The sequence below is a fragment of the Roseofilum sp. Guam genome, assembly GCF_017746735.1.
Classification (GTDB): Bacteria; Cyanobacteriota; Cyanobacteriia; order Cyanobacteriales; family Desertifilaceae; genus Roseofilum; species Roseofilum reptotaenium.
Window position 1 is genome coordinate 38917 of sequence record NZ_JAGHZN010000050.1, and the last position, 21228, is coordinate 60144.

Below are 21228 nucleotides of genomic sequence, written 5' to 3' on the forward strand. Positions count from 1 at the left end.
ATTAGTCTACATAGCCTCCACGACGTTCGGATTTTTCTTGTTGGATTTCTTCTGAGCTTAACAAGGGTATCCCAGATTCTATAATTTCTTGGCGGATTTTCCTTAATTTTTCTCCAAGCGGGGAACTCGGTTTAGTCGTTTTTTTTGTTTGATAAATCGCATCAATAAAAGCGAGAACTTGTTGCTGTTCTTCAGAGTCTAAACTCTGCCATTTTTCTAATAATTGTTGTGTGGTCATTTGGCTTACTTCCTGATCTTGAGCTATGATTAATTGTAGTATAACTGAAACTCAAACTGCACCAAAATCTCCCCAAACTCGCCATTCTCATCACCCATTGCTCTCCCAGGGATGAACTCATCGCCTTTTGCCGCTTTCCTCACCAATATTGTTGCTATAGCCTGGTTAACTGACGAACCCCTAGAAGCGCCGTTAAAAGGCTTTCCCCCCAATCAAGAGAATCTAATCTCTGCCATTGAAACCTGGTTAGAGGAGATTTAAGCATCTGAGAAACCGGGTTTCTGCGACAATTTTTTCTACAAACCAGAGATTTTGATAGAAACCCGGTTTCTGAACCCCACGCCAAGTCCCAACATCCAAGAAATTTTCTCCCTTTTAGGTTAAAATATCCATAAGTTGATAGACAAAAGGACGTTGAAAATGGTTAATTACTTTGAATTTAAAGCAAAAATAAAACAAGGGATGATAGAAATTCCGCCAGAATATCAACACAATATTCAAGCCGGAAGTGACGTTAAAGTGATTATTGTTTCAGAAGAAAGAGCCAAACCAAGATTAATGGATCGATTGGCAGAAAACCCCATTAGTGTCAAAGGATGGAGTAAACTAACGAGAGATGAAATTCACGAAAGAGAATAATGAGCGAGCAAAAAATATTTATTGATTCTAATATTTGGTTATATCGTTTCTTAGCCGATCAAGATCCAGACCCCGAAGAAGATGCTAGAAAACGCAAAATAGCTGTTTCATTGACTAATCTAAACAATATCGTAGTCAGTACACAGGTTATCAATGAAACTTGTTCTATTTTAAAAAGAAAAGTTAATTTTTCTGAAACACAAATCAGTCAACTCATTGAAGAATTTGAGCAACAATGTCAAGTGATAGATGTAAAAACTTCTATTCTGAAAAGAGCATCTCAATTGAGAACGAACTACCATCTATCTTTTTGGGATGGCTTAATAGTGGCCAGTGCTTTATCTGGTAATGCAAACATTCTTTATTCCGAAGATATGCAAGATGGTTTAATTGTAGATCATCAATTAACTATCATTAATCCTTTCAGTCACTAATGAATTTAAGTAAAAATACTGACCAGATTATACCACATGAGACATAATTGTAGGGGCGTTTCATTATTATTCCAATCAACTATATTACCCATTGCCAGTGCGAATTGCTTATGGAAGAATTACCAAAAATCAAATTTCTGCAACACCCCACGTCTGAGGCTTGGGTGGAACAGGCGATCGCCAATATTCCCACGATCCTCTTAGATCATTCCCATTGTGAGCGCAAAGCAGCCGGAGTCGCGCTCAACCTGATGTTCCGCTATCCCTCCAGTCAGGTGTTGGTGAGGAAGCTAACGGCGATCGCCCGCGAAGAACTCGAACACTTTGAGCAAGTCAATCAATGGTTAGAGCGTCTCAATATTCCTCTGGCTCCCCTTTCTGCACCTCCCTATGGTGCGGGATTAAAAGCCCAAATTCGGCCGTCTGAACCGGAACGAATGCTCGATTCTCTGTTGATTTCTGCCCTCATTGAAGCCCGTTCCCACGAACGTCTCGGACTGTTAGCGAAACATCTTCCCCATCCAGAACTGGCAAAATTTTATCGCTCTTTAATGGCTTCTGAAGCGCGCCATTATGGGATCTACTGGATTTTAGCAACCACCTATTGTGATCGAGAAATTGTCCAATCTCGCCTAGAAAGTCTGGCGCAAGTTGAGAGTGATTTGCTCTCTAACTTACATCCAGAACCCCGGATTCATAGTTGAAATTTATTCTAACCCTAAAATCTCCCGAGCCTTTTCTAACAACTCATCGGGATCAAACGGTTTAGTCATATATAAATTAGCCCCGACTTCTTCCCCTTTTTTCTTGTCAAACTCTTGCCCTTTAGCGGTTAGCATGATGATGTAGACTCCCCTCAAATCCGGTTGTTTTTTAATTTGATAACAGACATCAAACCCGTTCATTTTGGGCATCATCACATCTAGAAAGACTAGATTAGGCTGCTCTTCTTTAATCAAATTTACTGCCGTTTCTCCATCTGCTGCGAATAATAGTTCTACCCCTTCATCTTCCAGCTCTTCTAGGGTTTGTTCTAGCAGGATTCTGATATGATTCTCATCATCCACAATTAACACTTTCTTATCCATTATCAGTATAAAACCTCGAAGATCTCCACCGTTTGTGTTTTACCCTTGACATTCACTAATCCTACCTCCTTAAAATTAAAGTAGTCAACGGTGCGATCGTAAATGCTTCGATCCACTAGGATTTGTCCTCCTTCAGCTATGGACTGCAACCTTGACGCGGTATTGACTTTGTCTCCAATTGCAGTATAATCAACATGCTGACGAGCGCCAATATTGCCGACAACAACCTTACCTGAGCTTATACCGATACCCGTTTTGAAATTTTCTCGAATCCAAGGAACGGGTATAGATTGTAAGCATTGTTGCATGGCGATCGCCGTTTGAATCGCTTTTTTTTCACTCTGTTCTAAAGGAGCGGGTGCGCCAAACATACAAACAATCATATCCCCTACAAACTTATTCACCGTTCCCCCATAGCTAAAAATCACATCGACCATATGGGTAAAATAAATATTTAAATATTCCACCATGGTTTCTGGTTCCAGCATTTCGCAATGAGTAGTAAAATTGCGAATATCGGAAAAGAGCATAACTAAATCTTTTTTACCCGTTTTCAGTAAACTTTCTTCCTTATTATCGATAATAGCTTTGACCAATTGCGGAGACATATACCGCTCTAAATTACTTTTGATGCGTTCCTCTTGCAACTGATAATTATGCAAACGAGCATTTTCCATTGCATTAGCCGTTTGAGAAGTTAAAGCAGTCAACAGTTTTAAGTCTGCGGCTCGATAATCGATGGGTTCAGAATGACCGATCCAAATCACCCCAAAAGCCTCATACCGACTTTTGAGCGGAGAACAAATTAATGCCTGATTCAAACGATCGATTTCAGTTAACCGAGAATCATGTTCTACGTCATTAATGACTTCAGCCACTCCTGTCGATAGGACATAACCCATGATCCCCTCATCAATCGCTAAATTGGACAGTTGTGAAGGATAATCTCCAAATTGAGCTAGAGTCGTAAAGCGTTCATTTTCTGGATCAACTAATAAAACTGCTCCTTGAGTAGACTCAATAATGTCTCGTGCTTCTTTGAGTACTAACTCAGCAATCAACCTCATATCTAAGCAAGCACTCATCTCCTCAGAAATACGATATAAGAGATTGATTTCTTTGTATCGCTCTAGAGTTTCATTAACCAATGCTTTTTGAGAAAGAGTTTGACGCACCAGATAGTTTAATAAACTGGATATCGCAGAACTGCCTTGATCTCCACATACCCAGCCAATCACTTCTCCTTCCGCTTTAACTGCATATTCTTGAGGGAAGAAAGGATGGACAGAACCCATTAACAAATTTCTATTTGCATCGAAAATGCCTACCTTTCCAGGAAACAGATCAACACACTCTTGAATCAAGGTTTGAGTGGTTGATTTATTAATTAATGACTTCAGTTTTATGGCCATTCTGCATAAGGGGATTCTCTAATAACAAAACAATGATTTGATCATTGCCTTTTTGAAAGTTTAAAGTTTTTACTAATCTAGAAGTATTAGATATATTCACATCAGTAATGACCAAATCGGGATGAGCAGCAAACAGAGCGTCCTCCGTATTCATAACTTTCATATGATATCCTTGAGCTTGGAGAATTTCCGTTAAAGTTTGTGCGCTTGAAGATTTTTGATCGAAGACTAAAACTCGTTTAGATGAGTATTGTTGCTTCAGCAGAGTCTGCACTCTCTGTAAAAATTGTTCTGAGCTTATGGGTTTCGTCAGATAATGATCTACACCAATACGATAACCTCTTTCGGAGCGATCGTCAGCAGAAATCATCAGAATGGGAATTTGCATGGTTTCTGGATCATTTTTAAGAATTGCAGCTACATCAAATCCATTCAATTCTGGCATCATCACGTCTAAAACCACTAAATCGGGTTTTTGCTGCTTAATTTGAGCGATCGCCTCCTGTCCATTTGCGGCTTGTCGCACTTCATAGCCTTCCATATCCAAATGTTGAGTCAACAACTCTCGAATATTAGCATCATCATCAACAACCAAAATCACTCGTCGTCTTTGCTGCTGATCATCCTGATAATCTGGAGACACATTCGTTAACTTTTGTACTAACTGAGGCCAACCCATATCCCCTTTGCTTTCTGATATCGGTAACCAAAATGCAAATGTACTTCCCACACCCACTTCACTTTCTACCCAAATATGCCCTCCATGATGCTCAATAATTTCCTGGCAAATGGGCAATCCTAAACCTGTCCCTTTGGGTTTATTAATCAAAGTATCGCCGACTTGCTTAAACTTCTCAAACACTTTGGGTAAATCTTCTTCTTGAATTCCAATCCCTGTATCGATCACTTGCACAACTACGGTTTCACCTCGTTTTTGTGCCTTACAGCTCACCGTCCCTCGATCGGTAAACTTGACGGCATTAGAGATTAAATTAATCACAACTTGCATTAATTTATCTTCGTCTCCGAGAATACTGGGTAGATTCTCCTCAACTTCAACGACTAATTGAATACCATTCTGACTAAATAGGGAGGTTGTCGCGACTGTCGCTCGTTCAATCACCTGGGTAATAGCCACTGGCTGATTCTTCCAATCAACCTTCCCAGCTTCCATTTTGGCGATATCTAAAACATCATTAATTAACGCGGTTAAACGCACACCTTCTGAGACAATAATGTCTAGGTTTGTACTTACTTGAGTTACTGCACGTTCCACTTTCTTCTCGGTAACATCAATCCTAGGTAAGAGGACTTCTTCTAGTTTTTTCTTAATCAGTTTGGCAAATCCTAAAACCGAAGTTAAAGGCGTTCTCAATTCATGAGAAACTGTAGAAATAAACTCGGTTTTCATCCGATCTACTTCTTTGTCTGCCGTAATATCTCTGACTAAGAAAACGCAACCGATAAATTGCTGCCCTAATTGGGGATCATTTTTGAAAACACCGGTGGCGACAATTTTCCCGATTCGGTTTTCCGATAAATCCATTTCTGAGTTGAAGATGTTTTCGGGATTTTTTTTGACTTTTAATCCCAGTTCAGCAAACGTTCCCCCAAAAATATCTTCACTTCTTCGGTTGACCAAACTTCCTTGTTCTAATCCAAATAACTTGAATAATGCTTGGTTACTTTGAGTAATCGTTCCATCTGTATTTGTAACCAATAAACCATCAGCAATATTATCAATAATTGAAGTTAAATTCGCCAGGGTATCTTGTAGAGACTGTGTGGCGGCTGTCACCTGATTTTCTAACTCATTTTTCGATTCTTGCAGTTGATCGATCATCTGATTAAATGCTTGTGCTAACGTTCCAATTTCATCCTCTGTTAACACAGGTGCTTGCGATCGCAGATTTCCAGCACTGACTTGAATGGCTGTTTCTGTAATCCCCAAAATCGGTTGAGTGATCCGACGAGAAATCAAATAAATAATAATCAGTAAAAATAAAGCTGCACTTAACCCAATTTGCAAAATCTCCTTCAACAGTTGATGTGCCGGTGCAAAAGCTTCAGCCTGGCTCATTTCTGCTAATAAAGCTAGATTTTGATTGGCCATCCAGACATAGGCTCCAATCACTGGGGTATCTTTATAATTTCTGTAAAGGCCTACCCCATCAATGCCTTGAGTCGCTTGTTCAATACCCAAGCTATTGACTTCTTTTAATTCTTCTCGATTATCAGAATTTACAGCATCTGCTGGTGTCGGTCCAGTTTCTTGTTGAGAAATAAACACATTTCGGTTTCCTAATCGACCAATTAGATAGGTTTCACCGGTTTCACCTAAGCCTGTTTTTTCCCGAATAATATCATCAATCCCTTGGAGATCGAGATCGACGGCTAAGACTCCCAGACGTTGACCGGATTGATCGAGGATCGGTGTAGCAAAGGTGATGGCTGATTTTCGGGTAATGGGAGAAGTATAAAAAGTAGGGATAACTGTGGTCGATTGATCTTCAGTAAAATAGGTGGTGGTTGTCCCTAAGGGTTGATAGGTTTTCTCTTTGGTTTTATTGGTGGAGAAGGCAACAATACCTCCTGTTGTGAGCAGAGAAATTTCTTGTAAACTGGGCTTAACATGGGAAAATTCTGCTAATTCTTGAGAAATGCTTTCATAGGCAATTAAGGTGTTGAGTGTCTTTAAGGTTAAGGGAGTATCCGGATTTAGGTTTTGAGACGTTTGAAACTCGGCGATCGCCGCTTGTGTTCCACTGCCATACATCCCATCAATGTCTCCTTGATAATAGCCCAACTCTTTCAACTGTTCTTGGGCAATGATGATATCCTTTGGATCTGAATTGGTGGTGAGGGTGGAAGCTTCAGCATCTGAACGGAGTAAATATTGCCCTTCCTTGAGAATAATGGGAGATTTTGCTAATAACAGTACATCTTGATACTGAGTTTGTACCCAATCATCAAGTTGGTATTCTTTGAGGGAAGTGGCAACTTGCAAGCGATTATATACTGAGTCTCTCAAGGAATCCCTCGCTCGAACATAAGCAGCGATCGCGACCAAACTTACCGTCACTAAGGATAAAAGGGAAAAAGAAGTCACCAACTGAGACAGCAGACTTTTTCGGAGAAATTTCAGCATAAGACTTGCCTCAAAGAAACGTAGGATTCAATGTACCTATGTACTAGGAAAGTTACTGCCAATCCTGAAAAATGGTTTTAATGGCCGCGATCGCCCGATCCGTGGCAGCTTGAGCTGACAAATCTTTCGTCACCATCTCAGTAATCACTTTCCCCCAGAGATTCTGGCTTTGTACCTCACTATAGGCCGGATTCAAAGCTTGGGCAAATGGACGAGTCCGATAAAATTGTTTAGACGCTGTTGAAATATGTGGATCGCTAGAATCTTGCCAAAACGGATCTTCCAACAGTTGAGGCATAACCGGGAAAAATCGCCCTTGAGACCCTTTAATATAGAGAGCGAGGTTTTCAGGCTCAATCAAATAAGATAAAAACTTCTTCGCTTCCTCCTTATGCTTGGATGCGCTAAAAATCACAACTTGCTTAACGGAAACGACTGAAGTCATCGGATCGCCATTGGGCTGATTGGGCCAAGGCGTTGTCAAAAGTTCTTCCTGATAAGTCTTTTGATCTTGTCGTTGCGATCCGGGAATAGACAAGGTAGGATTAATCGTCATCAAAGTGGACCGACTCAAAAAAGTCACATTATTATCCGCATTTCCCCAATTTGTGGCTTCTGGAGGAACATATTGTTGTTGATAAAACTGGGCATAAGTCGATAGTGCTTGTGCAATTCCTTCACGCACTCCGGCATTGTCCACTTGTAAATCTCCGGCACTATTAACCAATTCCACATCAAAAGCTGCCAAAAATTGCTCAAACACAAAGAAAGTATCTGAAGCTGAAGCGGACATGGGTAATCCCATACTATAAAAATTACTTCGTCCTTCATTCCGTAAGGGAGCTTGTGCTTGTTCCCAAAAGGCCCAAAATTCATCCCAACCTTCAGGAATTGCTTGTTCTCCTTGACCAATGGAAGAGAGTAACGGTTGCCAATAATGGATATGATTAGTCGTTTGAGTGATCGGTGCTGAATAATAACTTCGCTCTCCGGTGGTTTTATTTAAGTATTTAACTGCATTCAAGACTGCTGGACTATATACAGATGTTGCTTGTTCCATCACATCGGAAACATCCGCCAACTGATTATTCCAAGCGAGTTTGGGAATAAACGTTAAATCTGCATCATGACTATACAGAACATCAGGAGGGGTTCCAGTGGCGATCGCCCGTTCGGCCTCTTGAAGAATATCACCTTCACTATAAAGAGTCAGTTCTACAGGTAAGCCACTATCCTCTTCCCATTTTTGTACCAACCGACGGATAGCTTCCGTTTCCTCTGGATAAAAGCCCTGACTCCACCAAATCCGAACACTATCACCACTACTACTGGTAATGCCTGTCGGAGAGTCTTGACTTTGACCACAGTTAGCCAAAGTCAGACCCAGCAAAAATAGAGATAAATTTGTAAACTGCCGCCGTTTCATAATCTGATATCCAACACTACTGATGCATAGGTAAGAGCGATGCCATAATAGCGTATCATGCTCCTCTAAAAACGGTTGACAATCAGTCTGTACTCCCTATCTCTAATTAATCAAGATTTTTAGCTATTCTTTATACTTCCGATCCGAGAAAAATGATCAAGATGAAGATTGAGCTGTAATCGATAAGCGATAAACTGAGAGGCTTTTTTCCGGATTAATGATATCAAATAAATATTTTTTGGCTGTCTCATCTACTTCCCTGGCTGAAAAAGCCAATCGGAAAAAATAACTTTCGCCAATCAGTTGAGCTGTTACCATACCCAATAAAGCAGCTTCTGACTTATTTATACTAACCTGGATCTGGTGGGAAGAATCACCTAAAATCACTTTTCCCTCTGTTATCCCTAACCCACACATCGAAGAAACCATTGAAGAAACTCTCCGATAGTGATCGAAAGACTTACAGTCTAAGGGGAACTTTTCTAGATCTGCTCCACCATTGTGGGTAGCAAAAAATAAACTATCTAAGTCAAACGCCTTAGGATTTAACATCACATACCCACAGCGCAAATAACCGACAACATTTTTAGGAAAGTCTAACTGATACCCTAGATCGACTTGACCCGCTTTCATCGCAATCCCTACTTGTTTCTGGATCGATCCTAATGGTGTTTCTACCCAACCCGTCACCCAAACTTTTTCCTCATCTGGGTCAAAGTGTATGACTGGATTTACGGGTTCTAAATCATGAATGCATGAATTTCCAGGAGACTCAAAGACTAAATGACCCGAAAAATGATCGTCTACCCAATCAATATCATCATAATATCCATGGTGTAAACTACCACACAACCAGTTCGACGAGACTTCCTTAAACCATAATCGATCGATACATAGCCCGCGATCGCAATTGAGCCTGAGTTTAATCTTTTGGGTTTCCAAGATTAACCACTTATTGTGTCGTTCTACCTTAAGTTCAGAAGGCAAGGGGACATCCAAATCTCCAGACCTCAATCTAGGCGAAACAAAAACCAGGCCTAACTGATGAGCTAGAGTGCTTAAGCGTTGCTCGTAGTCTATAAAGCGCTTTGGTGTAATATGAGTGCGAAAATCACTACCCCATAAGTAACATAACTCTTGCCAAACTGGATTTGTATAACTAACCCGATCCTTGAGAGCATTATAAATTGACCAACATCGACTATTAATCTCTAAATCTGTACCGGTTACTGCCCACCTAGTGATATTATACTTTCGTTGTTTCTTAACTGGGATCGGATCTTCCGACGATTCTAATGATAGATTATGACCCGCTAGAGGTGATGATAATTGCTCTAAGACATCGCTGACACGAATAAATTCAAATTGATTATCCTCTTTCAAACTTTTAAATAAGTCATATATTTTCTGCCATTCATCTGATTTTATTTTTGCCTCTGTTGTGTATCGACCTGGGCGAAAATTAAAGACTTCAACATCATTTCCATACACCATCAAGGTTCGGTTGTTTTCAGAAAGATGATTGACTAAATATTCGTCTAAATACTCATTCCAATCGATTTCTCCATGAATATATTTTTGAAATTTTTGAAAGGCGATTGAATCATTCCAAATAATGGGAATTTTTTCGCCATTCTGGCTACAAGCATATTGGGGGTAATAACGCCATTCAGACTGCCATTCACTATGATATCGATAGGGATTATTCCATTCCATAATAATGGCGCGATATCCCGCTTCCAAATAATGGGGAACCAAACTAGCAGAATAGGCTTGTTCATTAATTAACCCAATTTCTGGACGTATCCCTAAGATCTGTTCATAAACCTGATGTCCCCAATAGAGATTAGCTGTATTTACGCCTGAAGGTACAATCGGACCAATAATTTGTGCATATCCACTTCCCACCCATTCACACTTGCCTTGATTAATTAAATAACGTAATTCATCTACCCATTTGGGATCGACTTGCGATGCTACTTCTAAGGTATAACCTGTCGCTTCAATGGCTACGGGCAAGTCCAGCTCAGAGACTAATTTAAGGATAGGCCAATAGCATTGTTCCATGACGATAGGACGCTGGTCGATCTCGATGGATGAAAAAGCATAATTGAGATGAAAAAGAAGCATTAGAGAGAGGGAATTAGAAGTCTCTCGTGGGTTGGAGTTGAAATCGCTTATAGAGGATACGTTAGATGATTCAGGAAACATTATTTTGGTCTACACAAAAAATGGATGAAGTTCGTTACAAGAGACTCGAACACCCTAAAACTGTTTAGAATTAGATATAATAGTTTTATTATACAGTGAATGCTAGAACAAACCGGATAGTCTTTAACCTTAATGTTATTTTAAGTGTGTAACCTTTAGCACCCAATTAGTATGACTCAAGCTTCCTCGTTTCAATTAGGAATTGTTGGATTAGGTCAAGTGACGGATTATTATTGGCCAGCTTTAGCGAAGGTAGAGGGTTTGAATGTGGTTGGGGTTAGCGATCGCGATCGCCAGAAGGTCGAGGCCTGGAATCATCGTTTTCCCCATTGTCCCGCCTTTACAAATCTTCACGAACTATACAAGCAAGTGAACCCAGATGCTGTAATCATCGCCACCAGTTCCCCCAGTCACTATTCGGTAGCGCAGGAAGCCTTATCTTGGGGAAAACCCATTCTGTTAGAAAAACCGGCTACCGCTTCTAAAACCGAGTGGGAAGCCTTAATCAATCAAGCATCTCAAGCCCAGGTTCCCCTCATTATCGCGTTTCATGCTGCTTTTGGAGCAGAGGTCTTGTGGTTTCTGGAGTATCAACAAGCCTTAGAGAATGTATATGGAAAGATCACTGGATTTTTTGCTCATTTTTACGACCCCTATTGTGTTAGTGGAAAGGTTGAATCGGATTTCTATCATTTGATTTCCAGTTGGATGGATTCTGGAGTCAATGCCTTAAGTGTCATTTGCAAAATTGTTCATTCTTTAGAACTAACCCAATCTCATTTTACCCCAGATGTAACCAACCCCGATCGAGATATTCATAGTCAAGTGGGATTCAGATTTCCGACGGCACAAAACAATCTTGCTGGTCGAGGATGGATTGAAACCCATTGGGGTTTAGGGATAAAAAGCAAAACAACCTACTTACAGTTTGCTCAAACGGGACATGAACTTCTGTTAGACCACGATCGAGAAAGCCTGGTTTTAACAGATCCTCAAGGGGAGGCGAGTATTATTGCGGATTGTGCGACAGAACAAGCACGTATGGTAACCCATTATCAAGGAGTTTTTGAAAACTTTAGGATGCATTTACAACAAGGGACGAATAATTTAGAGTTTGCCCAAGCTGTACATGGCTGGTTATATTCTGCATATGAATCTCCCTACAATATTCAATTGAGTAAATAATTGTTGTAACGCACCAAACCTAAATGCCAAACAACCACACCCAAATCGGCAAAGTGAACAATAAGATAATAGAGCCAAGGGCTAAACTGGTAACCGCTAAATCCTGGTCTAAATGATAGGCTTGAGCAATCACCAAAGTTGCAAATGAGGGAGGCATAGACATTTGTAATACCATCACTAACCGAGGTGGTCCATCAACTCCAAAAAACATTAATCCAGTGCCGACTACTAAGGGAACCAAAAGCATTTTGATTAATAAGCAAGTGGAGGCTTTTTTTAGTTTTCCTAGGGTTTTAAGTTCACTAAGCTTGATGCCAATTAAGACCAAAGAAATTCTGACGACCATCCAAGCGGCATTATATAAAGTCGTTTCGATCGTATCTGGAAGGGGCACATAGCGAAATCCTAAGCCAAATAATAGACTCCAAAATGCAGGATTATTGCGGGTGGCTTTTAAGGTTCTTTGTAAGACAGATTCCTGTTGCTGATCGCTGCTGCCAAAGTAGGAAGCGAGGGCAACCCCAACCACATAAACGGCGATCGCCGATCCGAGCAGATCGTAAAATAGAGCCCAGCCAAAATAGTCTTCTCCCACCAACCCCAAAACGCAAGGAAATCCTAAGTAACCCGTATTGCCGCACATCATCGCCAGCATAAAACTGCCTTGAGTCGGTTGACTCCAACTACTGGTACTAACAACAGCATTTTGAGGCCCTTCCAAAGCAGGATTTAACCCCCGAGCAATGGCTCGCAACCGTTCATCGCTCACCCCCAGATCGATCCAAGTCCAAGCAAATGCAGCTCCCACCGCGATCGCAATCCAAGCTGTTAATGGTGCAATCCAAATCCCCCCGGAAAGATCCGTTTTTCGTAAAAACGCTATAATACTAATGGGCACACCAAACAAAAATAATCCTTTCCCTAAATAAGGACTGATATTCTTGGGTAAAATGGTGCCAATCACATATTTGCCAATACCCCATCCTAATAGCGTCCAGCCAATTAAAGGAATATACAGGTTGAGTAAATTTTCAACTAAGGGAGTCATAATAGCTTAAACTTTCGGTGGACATATCTATCTATACAGCCGTGAGACAACTTTACCGTAACTATTTAATTCGAGACTGGGAAGTTAGCGATCGCCAATCCGTTGCCACCCTAATCACTTCTGTTTTAGCCGAATATGGTCTCAGTTGGGAACCCGAAGGAGCCGATTGCGATGTTCTAGAAGTCGAACGTGCGTATTGGCAAACCGGCGGAGAATTTTGGGTCATTGAAGGAGATCGCCAACTGATAGGCACTGGAGGGTATCACCCCATATCTAAAGGGTACAAAGCTGTAGAAATTCGCAAAATGTATTTATTGCCCTCCGCCCGTGGACAAGGACTTGGCTCTTTCCTCTTAGATACTTTAGAATCAACCATTCAATCCCAAGGGTATCAACAGATTTGGGTAGAAACAGCCTCCGTCCTCCAAGAAGCAATCTCCCTTTATGAGAGGAGGGGATACCAGAGAGCAACCGGAGTCGAAACCCCTCGCTGCGATCGGCTCTACATCAAAACTATCTTGACCTAACTTAACATTTGCCCAGTATGCCATCCAAGACAATAATAAAGCTGTACACATACTCTGAAACATACGTTGCATGACTACAGCCGGACTCACCTCTAACCTCATTAACGGTATCCTCTCCATTAAACCCCTCGCCACCTTAGCCAAACACCAAGCCCGCAAAATGATCATTAAACGCGCCGAAAAAATTGGCGTTCCTTGGCGAGAAGAAGTGAAAACCCTACAAACCATTGATTGGACTCCCCGACTACAAACGATCCAAAACCCCAACATCACCTACCCCGCCTATTACCTCCAACCCTTCCATGCTTACGATCAAGGCGATCTCTGTTGGGAAGCCGCCTTAGAAGCAGAAGTCGCCGCCAAAGCAGTTCATGCCCAACTCTGGAAAGATGCCGGAGCCAAAGGAGATGAACGCTTACGCCAAACCTATCATCAAATCCTACTCGAACAGCTAACCCCCGCGCCCCAAGATATTCTAGATGTGGGCTGTAGCATTGGCATGAGTACTTTTGCCCTGCAAGACACCTATCCTAATGCCACCGTTACCGGACTGGATTTATCTCCCTATTTCTTAGCTGTAGCTGGATATCGAGCTGAACAAAGACAAAGCCAGCAAAAAACGCCCAACTCTTGGATTCATGCCCGTGCAGAAGAAACCGGACTTCCTGACGCTTCCTTCGATCTAGTTTCCCTCTTTCTCATTTGCCATGAATTACCCCAACAAGCTACCCATCAAATTTTCCGAGAAGCTCGGCGAATGTTGCGTCCCCAAGGTCATCTTGCCATTATGGATATGAACCCCCAGTCCAAAGTTTATGAAACCATGCCACCCTATGTGTTTACTCTACTCAAAAGTACAGAACCTTGTATGGATGAATATTTCAATTTAGATATGGCACAAGCCCTAATTGATGCTGGGTTTCAAGCTCCCTCAATTCAACCTAACACCATCCGCCATCGCACCATTATTGCCCAACGAACTGAATAAGAGATTGAGCTTTAGAACCCAGTAATATCGGAGAAATTTGAGGATGTCCAACAGCCATATTCTGGAAGAAAGAGCCATTAAGTTAGGGATGATCGGAACTCTAGGTATGGCAATCCTGGGGTTGGGATTCTCTATTCTCACTCAATCAGAAGCGATTCTTCTAGATGGTTTGTTTTCATTGATTAACTTAATGGTCACCTTTGCGTCTTTGCGCGTTTCCCGTTTAATTCGGCGACCGGATGATCCATCTTATCCCTTTGGATATGCCATTTTTGAACCGATTTTTAACCTGGGCAAGGGATTACTCATGTTGGTGATTTGTATTTTTGCATTGGTGTCCGCCATCAGTGCCATTGTGGACGGAGGATATCCCGTCTCTACGGGTATAGCGCTTTGGTATGCTTTAATTGCAGCAACAGGCTGTATGGCGATCGCTGTTATACAACGAAAACTTGCTCAAAAAAGTGGTTCTCCCTTATTAGAGATTGATGCTCAAAGCTGGTTTATCGATGCCTTACTCAGTGGAGCTGTCGCATTAGCATTCATTATCGTCATCTTTGTGCAAACAACCCCCCTCGCTCCATTCACTCCCTATGCTGACCCGGCATTGGTGATTATCCTGGTTTTAGCCGCAGGGTCTATGCCCATGGGTATCATTAAATCCAATTGGTATCAAGTGCTGGGTAAAGTAGATGAGAGCAACCTACATACTCAACTTATTAACTTGCTTCATCCCATTCTGGCAGCAGAATTGATCAGCAACTATCATCTCCGTCAATGCCGTTTAGGGCGATTAGTTTATGCACAATTCTATTTCGTGATTTCCTCAGATCAGGAACTTAGTTTAATGGAGCAAGATCGTCTTCGCACCATTCTTTATAATGCCTTGAGAGCAGAATTTCCTTATCTCGCTGCCGATTTTATTTTTACCACCGATCCCCTTTGGATCAAACGGGCAATTACACCAGATGATCACCAATCTTAATCTTTAATCCGCTATCTAGCTACCATCATTGATTCCCTGTGACCGAGTGCAAAGCACTGTAAGACCATGAAAAATCTTCCCACAATTGAATCTGAGACAGGCTCAGATTTAAACCAAGGCCAGCAATTATTAACTCGGCTACAACGATTATCAGATGGCATTTTTATGCTGGCGATGATGTTAATGGTTTTGCAATTTGACTTACCTGATTTGAAGAAGAGTACTCCCTACTCCCTAACGCAAAGCAACGATCTATCCTAATCTTATCCCTAGATCCGAGTGCAGTCTCAAGTCTAATTGGGTTTCACTCGCATCAACACTTGTCCGAACTCAATGGGTTGGGCGTTTTCCACCAAAATTTCTACCACCTCTCCAGAAACTTCCGCTTCCAGTTCATTCATCAACTTCATTGCCTCAATAATACAGACTGTATCCCCTACCTGAACTCGAGCGCCCACTTCTGTAAATGGAGCGTCATCAGGAGTCGGAGCGCGATAGAATGTACCCACCATGGGCGATTTAATCTCTTCTAACTTTTGTTCTAGAGGAGGTGGAGACGCTTCACTTGCTGGAGGCGCTGCTGGAGAACTTGGTGTAGGTGGTGCCACTGGAGTTTGGACAACTGGGGGAGATACGGCAATCTGAGAAACACTGGTTACCGTTCCAGTTTCTCCCTTACGAACTGTCAACTCAAAGGCATCACTCTTTAACGTCAACTCCGCCACATCGGTTTGACTTACAGTAATGATTAACTCACGGAGTTCGTCAAAGTTCAAATTCACAGTTTCTTCACCCTTTCTCTAGTGTTTGGAATACAATCGTTTTAACCCGTTTAGTCAATGTCGTTACTTTTCTCGACCTAAGTACTCATCGTTGCGGGTATCAATTTTAATCTTTTCCCCAATGGAGATAAACAAAGGAACCATAACACTTGCACCAGTTTCCACGGTAGCGGGTTTCGTTCCTCCAGTGGCTGTATCTCCCTTCACACCCGGATCGGTTTCCGTGACTTCTAAAACGACAGAATTCGGTAATTCTACTTCTATCACTTTTTCGTCCCAAGTCAGGACATTCACTTCCATACCTTCCTTGAGATATTTAACGCGATCGCCGATTTGGGATTCATTCAGGCGACTCTCTTCATAGGTCTCCATATCCATGAATACAAGCTGATCGGCATCTTTATAAGTATACTGCTTCGTCCGCTTCTCCAGATTGGCTTGAGGAACGGTTTCTCCTGCGCGGAAGGTCCGCTCAACCACACTTCCTGTTTGGGCATTCTTCAGCTTCGTCCGCACAAAGGCAGATCCCTTACCTGGTTTGACGTGCAAGAACTCGATTACCCGCCATACACCGCCATCGAGTTCAATGGTCACGCCCGTTCTAAAATCGTTACTCGAAATCATAAAAACGCTGGGTCGATTTAGATTATGCAATCATTGGCATCCTATTTTAACCCCCGTTGGGCCTTTTGGGGATAGGGAGATGGAGGGATGGGGAGGATGGGGGCGCTCCCTTCGCCTGTACTAAGGGAGCTATTACCCATTACCCTTAAGTGGTGTACTCAGCGTTAATCTTGACGTAATCGTAGCTAAGATCGCATCCCCACGCTTTGGAGGTTCCCGGACCATTGCCGATAGAAACACCGATTTTAACGGTATCGGCTTGCAAATATGCACCTTGGGCAGCTTGTTTCATGTATGCGCTGGCAGCATCGCGGTCGAAGGTGAGGGGTTGGCCGTTCTCCATCATCTTGAAGTCGCCTAACGTAATATTGAGGTTTTCTGCTTCAAAGTGGACTCCAGCACGACCGGCAGCGGCTGCTATTCTTCCCCAGTTGGGGTCGCGGCCAAAAATGGCCGATTTGACAAGGGACGAGCCGACAATGGTTTTGGCTACTTGACTAGCCGCTTCTTCGTTATCTGCACCAGAGACTTCAACTTCGAGTAAACAGGTCGCACCTTCTCCATCACGGGCGATCGCCTTGGCCAAATATTGGCACACTGTCGTTAACATGGCTTCGAGTTTTTCGGCTTCCGGCCCCATGCTGGTAATAGCGGGAGTGCGAGATTGACCATTGGCTAGGGCAATCAAACTATCATTGGTGCTGGTATCGCCATCGACGGTAATTTGATTAAAGCTGCGGTTCGCTGCTCGGCCGAGCATTTCTTGCCACAAATGAGGCGAAACCGTCGCATCACAGGTGACGAAGGCTAACAGGGTGGCCATATTGGGATGGATCATCCCAGAGCCTTTGGCAATACCGCCAACTCGGACAGGGCGATCGCCAAATTGGGCTTCTAGCGCGATCGTTTTCGGCACTAAATCCGTGGTCATAATGGCTTTAGCCGCGGTATCTGAGCCTTCACTTGATAGACTAGAGACCACTTGGGGAATACCAGAGCGCATGGCCTCCATTTTAATTCGCTGACCAATGACACCAGTAGATGCTAGAAGGATCGACTTCGGATCGATATTGAGAGCTGTGCCTAACAGTGATGCACTCTCTAGAGCATCATTCCATCCCGCTTCCCCTGTCGCTGCATTGGCTTGACCAGAGTTACAGAGAATGGCTTTCGCACTCGCTTTTTTCTCCAAACGCTGACGACAGTAGTCTACACAAGCAGCACGGACTTGTACTGTGGTAAAGACTCCTGCGGCGATCGCTTCCACATCCGATACAATCAACGCTAAATCTGGTTGTCCTGAAGGTTTTAAACCTGCTGTAATGCCTGCGGCTTGATATCCCTTCGGTGCAGTGACTCCGCCTTCTATGACTTGCCAATCTGACATACCTGTAAATTCCCCTGCTGTCAATCGGTACGAAAGGCAATTATAGCGCTTTGCGCTGGCAGAAGGGTAATGGGTAATATAGTGCTTCGCGCTAGGGAATAGGGAGACGCGGATCTCCCCCATTCCTTATTCCCTGTTGCCCATTCCCTAAATTCCCAAAAAAAATAAGGAGAGCCATAGGACTCTCCCTACCATCAGGGTGCATCTACTTATCATATTATTACATGATAGGGGTGTGGGGTGAAACCCCCTTTTGTAATTTTTTGATGAAAAAATTGGGGTGTTTTAAGCCCCATTTTCGTGCAAAAAATCCGTGTTTTTTCTGATTCTATTTATTTTGATCCCTAGAAGATGAATGAATTCATGGAATACACTTCAGGGTTATCTGGGATAAAGGAACGGCTTTCCTAGCAAAATAGCGGAATTTAGATTGATATTTCAGCATTACTACGGAGAAAGCTACGGACTGGAGATCTCGGCATTAATATCAAGAAATGATGAAGCTCAAGCATCCAACTGCTTGGCTAAGAGTTGGTTGGTTAACTTGGGATCGGCTCGACCTCCAGTTTTCTTCATCATTTGTCCCACAAAGAAACCTTTGAGCTTGGTTTTACCATTGCGGTACTGCTCCAGTTCCTTGGGATGAGCAGCCAGAACTTCGGCGATCATCGCGTTGAGGGTTTCGGGATCGGAAATTTGGGTTAACCCCTTACTTTCCACTAATTTTTCTGGAGATCCTCCTTTGGTGAGTAATTCCGGGAGCAGATCCTTGGCAATTTTGGAGCTAATGGTTTTGGCTTCAATGAGCTTGATTAACTCAGCTAAGGATTCTGGAGTCAGGGCAATTTCAGTAATTTTCACTTTCTCGGCATTGAGATAAGCGGCAATATCGCCCATAATCCAGTTTGCCGCTAGTTTGGGGGTTCCGCCAGCCGCGAGGGTTGCCTCGAAAAAGGTGGCTACGCTGCTATCATCGGTGATTACGCGAGCATCATAGGAAGATAAGCCTAACTCGCTTTCATAGCGATCGCGTTTTTGAGCTGGTAATTCGGGTAATTCTCCCTTCCATTCCGAGAGTCGATCCGCAGAAACCTGAATTGGGGGTAAATCGGGTTCAGGGAAATAGCGATAGTCGCTCGATCCTTCCTTACTCCGCATACTGATGGTGCGTTGCGCTCCTTCTTCCCACAAGCGAGTTTCTTGGAAAATCGGCTCTCCGGCTTCAATGGCTTCGATTTGCCGTTCAATTTCGTGATCAATGGCCTTTTGAATAGCGGTAAAGGAGTTCATATTTTTGATTTCTACCTTTACGCCAAACTCTTTTTGACCAACGGGACGCACGGAAATATTCACATCACAGCGCAGCGATCCTTCTTGCATGTTGCCATCGCTAACGCCCAGATAGCGGACGATGCGGCGTAATTCTTGGGCATATTCAGCCGCTTCTTCGCCAGAGCGTAAGTCGGGTTCCGAGACAATCTCAATTAGAGGAACACCCGCCCGATTGTAGTCTACTAGGGAGAACGTGGAACCAGAAAGGCGATCGCTGCCCCCATGGACTAATTTTCCGGCATCCTCTTCCATATGTAAGCGGGTAATGCCAATTTTTTTCCGTTGCGGTTTCCCCTCTTTATCCGATAACTCAATTTCCAGCCACCCATGTTCGGCAATCGGCAGATCGTATTGAGAAATCTGATAGTTTTTGGGCAGATCGGGATAAAAATACTGTTTGCGATCGAACTTGCTGTATTCGGCGATCGTGCAGTTCAGGGCTAAACCCGCTTTCACCGCATATTCTAAAACCTTCTGATTCAAAACGGGCAACACCCCCGGTAAACCCAAGCAAATGGGATCGATATTCGTGTTCGGTGTTGCACCAAAGGCTGTGGAGGAATAAGAGAAAATCTTGGTTTCCGTACTCAGTTGACAGTGAGTTTCCAAACCAATAATCGCTTCATACTCGGTTTTTGCAGGTGCAGCAGTGGCCATAGGTGAAGTCTTCTTTTAATTTCAGGTTAACTTCCATTATCGCCGATCTGTGGGGGATGGGGGAATGGGGAAACGATCTCGTTCAACTCGTGCCATCAACCCAAACAATATCAGAAAACTTACCGTGAACCTGATTAAAGAGCCGTTTGTCTCCTGTATAAAATCTAGCTTCATAGTCCTGAGCTAAAGCCAGATAATGGGCATCATAAGCGGCTGGAAGGTCAAACTGTTTCGCTAATGCAACTGCTTGAAAGTGCAATTGCAGATCGCTTTTAATGCTAATCCTCAAATTAAACACATCTTCTAAAGCCGTTTGCACTTCATCTTCTTGGAGTTGTCCCGCTCTACCCATCCGATACATAGCATTCGTTATTTCATAATAAAATAGCGTGGGCGCAATAATTTGTTTATCGGCTGCTTGCCATTCTTCCCAAAGTACAATCCAGGGATCGTTGTCAGATTTGCTATTTACGAGACGCACTGCAAAATTAGCATCCATACAAATATAATCCGTCATCGTTTGACCTCCTGTTTGCGTGAACAGGCTTCAAAGAGTTCTTGAGAGCGTTCTTCTCGCATTTGATGAAATACTTCATCAATAGCATCATAAAAGTCATCTCCTTGCCGTTCCCAAATGGCTTGACCGCGTTTAAGAATGCGCTCTTTAGTCTCCTGCCAATTTTGCTTGCGCTCTATTTTTTCGTGCAATAATTTCTGCTCTTTTGGGGGAAGAGCATCAATGAGTTGGACAATGGAATCCACTAATTTTGTATTCATGGTTAATTCGCTTTTTTTTACTAAACCACCCTGAAATTATACTATTTCTATTGGCAGTGACCATATGTCCCTTATCTTTGTGACCACCTACGACGATGTGCTGACTGGCAAGGGGCGATCGCACTTCATTTTTGTAAATAATTATTACAATATCCGCAAATTTGCATAAAATACCCCCCAAAAAACAGAGGAACTAATAGGAGGGATAAGAAGCTTCTGGGAAAATCCGGACGGGAAATTACCCAGAAACCAAACTTGAACAGCCTCCTATATCCATCCAGAGAGGGATTTTACTGATTTAATCCCCACTCTGGAACTGAAAACGATTAGGAGAATAAAT

General features: G+C 42.7%; 22 protein-coding genes. 9 read left to right on the top strand and 13 right to left on the bottom strand.

What is annotated here, in order from left to right:
- Nucleotide 1: 1 nt before the first annotated feature.
- On the bottom strand, nt 2–238 hold the full coding sequence (locus tag J7529_RS18730) for a hypothetical protein (protein WP_318730235.1): 237 nt from the start codon (nt 236–238) through the stop codon (nt 2–4).
- Nucleotides 239–349: 111 nt separating this feature from the next.
- On the opposite strand from J7529_RS18730, the gene J7529_RS18735 reads away from it, so the two are divergent.
- From J7529_RS18735 to J7529_RS18750, 4 genes are all read left to right on the top strand, one after another.
- On the top strand, nt 350–499 hold the full coding sequence (locus J7529_RS18735) for a hypothetical protein (protein WP_318730236.1): 150 nt from the start codon (nt 350–352) through the stop codon (nt 497–499).
- 159 nt (nt 500–658) lie between these two features.
- Nucleotides 659–877, top strand: coding sequence for a hypothetical protein (locus J7529_RS18740; protein ID WP_318730237.1), 219 nt, complete (start codon nt 659–661; stop codon nt 875–877).
- Complete coding sequence (locus tag J7529_RS18745; RefSeq protein WP_318730238.1) at nt 877–1311, top strand: PIN domain-containing protein; 435 nt, start codon at nt 877–879, stop codon at nt 1309–1311. The genes J7529_RS18740 and J7529_RS18745 overlap by 1 nt, the downstream gene beginning before the upstream one ends.
- Nucleotides 1312–1415: 104 nt before the next feature.
- On the top strand, nt 1416–2015 hold the full coding sequence (locus tag J7529_RS18750; RefSeq protein WP_413038921.1) for a tRNA-(ms[2]io[6]A)-hydroxylase: 600 nt from the start codon (nt 1416–1418) through the stop codon (nt 2013–2015).
- Nucleotides 2016–2018: 3 nt separating this feature from the next.
- Here the strand turns inward: J7529_RS18750 and J7529_RS18755 are convergent, their stop codons facing one another.
- The 5 genes from J7529_RS18755 to J7529_RS18775 form a co-directional block, all read right to left on the bottom strand.
- Complete coding sequence (locus J7529_RS18755) at nt 2019–2399, bottom strand: response regulator transcription factor (protein ID WP_271944351.1); 381 nt, start codon at nt 2397–2399, stop codon at nt 2019–2021.
- Between the two features lie 2 nt (nt 2400–2401).
- Nucleotides 2402–3811: an adenylate/guanylate cyclase domain-containing protein gene (locus tag J7529_RS18760; RefSeq protein ID WP_318730240.1), complete on the bottom strand. Its 1410-nt coding sequence runs from the start codon at nt 3809–3811 to the stop codon at nt 2402–2404.
- Complete coding sequence (locus tag J7529_RS18765) at nt 3783–6959, bottom strand: ATP-binding protein (RefSeq protein ID WP_318730241.1); 3177 nt, start codon at nt 6957–6959, stop codon at nt 3783–3785. The genes J7529_RS18760 and J7529_RS18765 overlap by 29 nt, the downstream gene beginning before the upstream one ends.
- 52 nt (nt 6960–7011) lie before the next feature.
- Nucleotides 7012–8385 carry an ABC transporter substrate-binding protein gene (locus J7529_RS18770; protein ID WP_318730242.1) on the bottom strand — a complete coding sequence of 458 codons (1374 nt, stop codon included), beginning with the start codon at nt 8383–8385 and terminating at the stop codon, nt 7012–7014.
- 156 nt (nt 8386–8541) lie between these two features.
- Nucleotides 8542–10515, bottom strand: a complete 1974-nt coding sequence (locus J7529_RS18775) for a hypothetical protein (RefSeq protein WP_318730243.1) — start codon at nt 10513–10515, stop codon at nt 8542–8544.
- Between the two features lie 252 nt (nt 10516–10767).
- On the opposite strand from J7529_RS18775, the gene J7529_RS18780 reads away from it, so the two are divergent.
- Nucleotides 10768–11781, top strand: coding sequence for a Gfo/Idh/MocA family oxidoreductase (locus J7529_RS18780; RefSeq protein WP_318730244.1), 1014 nt, complete (start codon nt 10768–10770; stop codon nt 11779–11781).
- A 19-nt stretch (nt 11782–11800) separates the two neighbouring features.
- Here J7529_RS18780 and J7529_RS18785 read toward each other — a convergent pair whose 3' ends face one another.
- Nucleotides 11801–12829, bottom strand: a complete 1029-nt coding sequence (locus J7529_RS18785) for an AEC family transporter (protein ID WP_318730245.1) — start codon at nt 12827–12829, stop codon at nt 11801–11803.
- Nucleotides 12830–12870: 41 nt separating this feature from the next.
- On the opposite strand from J7529_RS18785, the gene J7529_RS18790 reads away from it, so the two are divergent.
- From J7529_RS18790 to J7529_RS18805, 4 genes are all read left to right on the top strand, one after another.
- A complete protein-coding gene (locus J7529_RS18790) occupies nt 12871–13356 on the top strand; it encodes a GNAT family N-acetyltransferase (RefSeq protein WP_318730246.1) in 486 nt (161 codons plus the stop codon).
- Nucleotides 13357–13426: 70 nt separating this feature from the next.
- Nucleotides 13427–14344, top strand: coding sequence for a class I SAM-dependent methyltransferase (locus J7529_RS18795; RefSeq protein ID WP_318730247.1), 918 nt, complete (start codon nt 13427–13429; stop codon nt 14342–14344).
- Nucleotides 14345–14387: 43 nt separating this feature from the next.
- On the top strand, nt 14388–15329 hold the full coding sequence (locus J7529_RS18800; RefSeq protein WP_318730248.1) for a cation diffusion facilitator family transporter: 942 nt from the start codon (nt 14388–14390) through the stop codon (nt 15327–15329).
- A 66-nt stretch (nt 15330–15395) separates the two neighbouring features.
- Entirely contained in the window at nt 15396–15590 is a 195-nt protein-coding gene (locus J7529_RS18805) for a hypothetical protein (RefSeq protein WP_318730249.1), read from the top strand.
- A gap of 32 nt (nt 15591–15622) precedes the next feature.
- Here J7529_RS18805 and accB read toward each other — a convergent pair whose 3' ends face one another.
- From accB to J7529_RS18835, 6 genes are all read right to left on the bottom strand, one after another.
- Nucleotides 15623–16111: an acetyl-CoA carboxylase biotin carboxyl carrier protein gene (gene accB, locus J7529_RS18810; RefSeq protein ID WP_318730250.1), complete on the bottom strand. Its 489-nt coding sequence runs from the start codon at nt 16109–16111 to the stop codon at nt 15623–15625.
- Between the two features lie 63 nt (nt 16112–16174).
- Entirely contained in the window at nt 16175–16735 is a 561-nt protein-coding gene (gene efp / locus J7529_RS18815) for an elongation factor P (RefSeq protein WP_318730251.1), read from the bottom strand.
- A 145-nt stretch (nt 16736–16880) separates the two neighbouring features.
- The gene (argJ, locus tag J7529_RS18820; RefSeq protein ID WP_271944146.1) at nt 16881–18122 is read right to left on the bottom strand and encodes a bifunctional ornithine acetyltransferase/N-acetylglutamate synthase; all 1242 of its coding nucleotides are present in this window, start codon (nt 18120–18122) and stop codon (nt 16881–16883) included.
- 504 nt (nt 18123–18626) lie between these two features.
- The gene (gene gatB, locus J7529_RS18825; RefSeq protein WP_318730252.1) at nt 18627–20111 is read right to left on the bottom strand and encodes an Asp-tRNA(Asn)/Glu-tRNA(Gln) amidotransferase subunit GatB; all 1485 of its coding nucleotides are present in this window, start codon (nt 20109–20111) and stop codon (nt 18627–18629) included.
- A gap of 82 nt (nt 20112–20193) precedes the next feature.
- The gene (locus J7529_RS18830) at nt 20194–20628 is read right to left on the bottom strand and encodes a type II toxin-antitoxin system VapC family toxin (protein WP_318730253.1); all 435 of its coding nucleotides are present in this window, start codon (nt 20626–20628) and stop codon (nt 20194–20196) included.
- The gene (locus J7529_RS18835) at nt 20625–20888 is read right to left on the bottom strand and encodes a hypothetical protein (RefSeq protein WP_318730254.1); all 264 of its coding nucleotides are present in this window, start codon (nt 20886–20888) and stop codon (nt 20625–20627) included. The genes J7529_RS18830 and J7529_RS18835 overlap by 4 nt, the downstream gene beginning before the upstream one ends.
- Nucleotides 20889–21228: the final 340 nt, after the last annotated feature.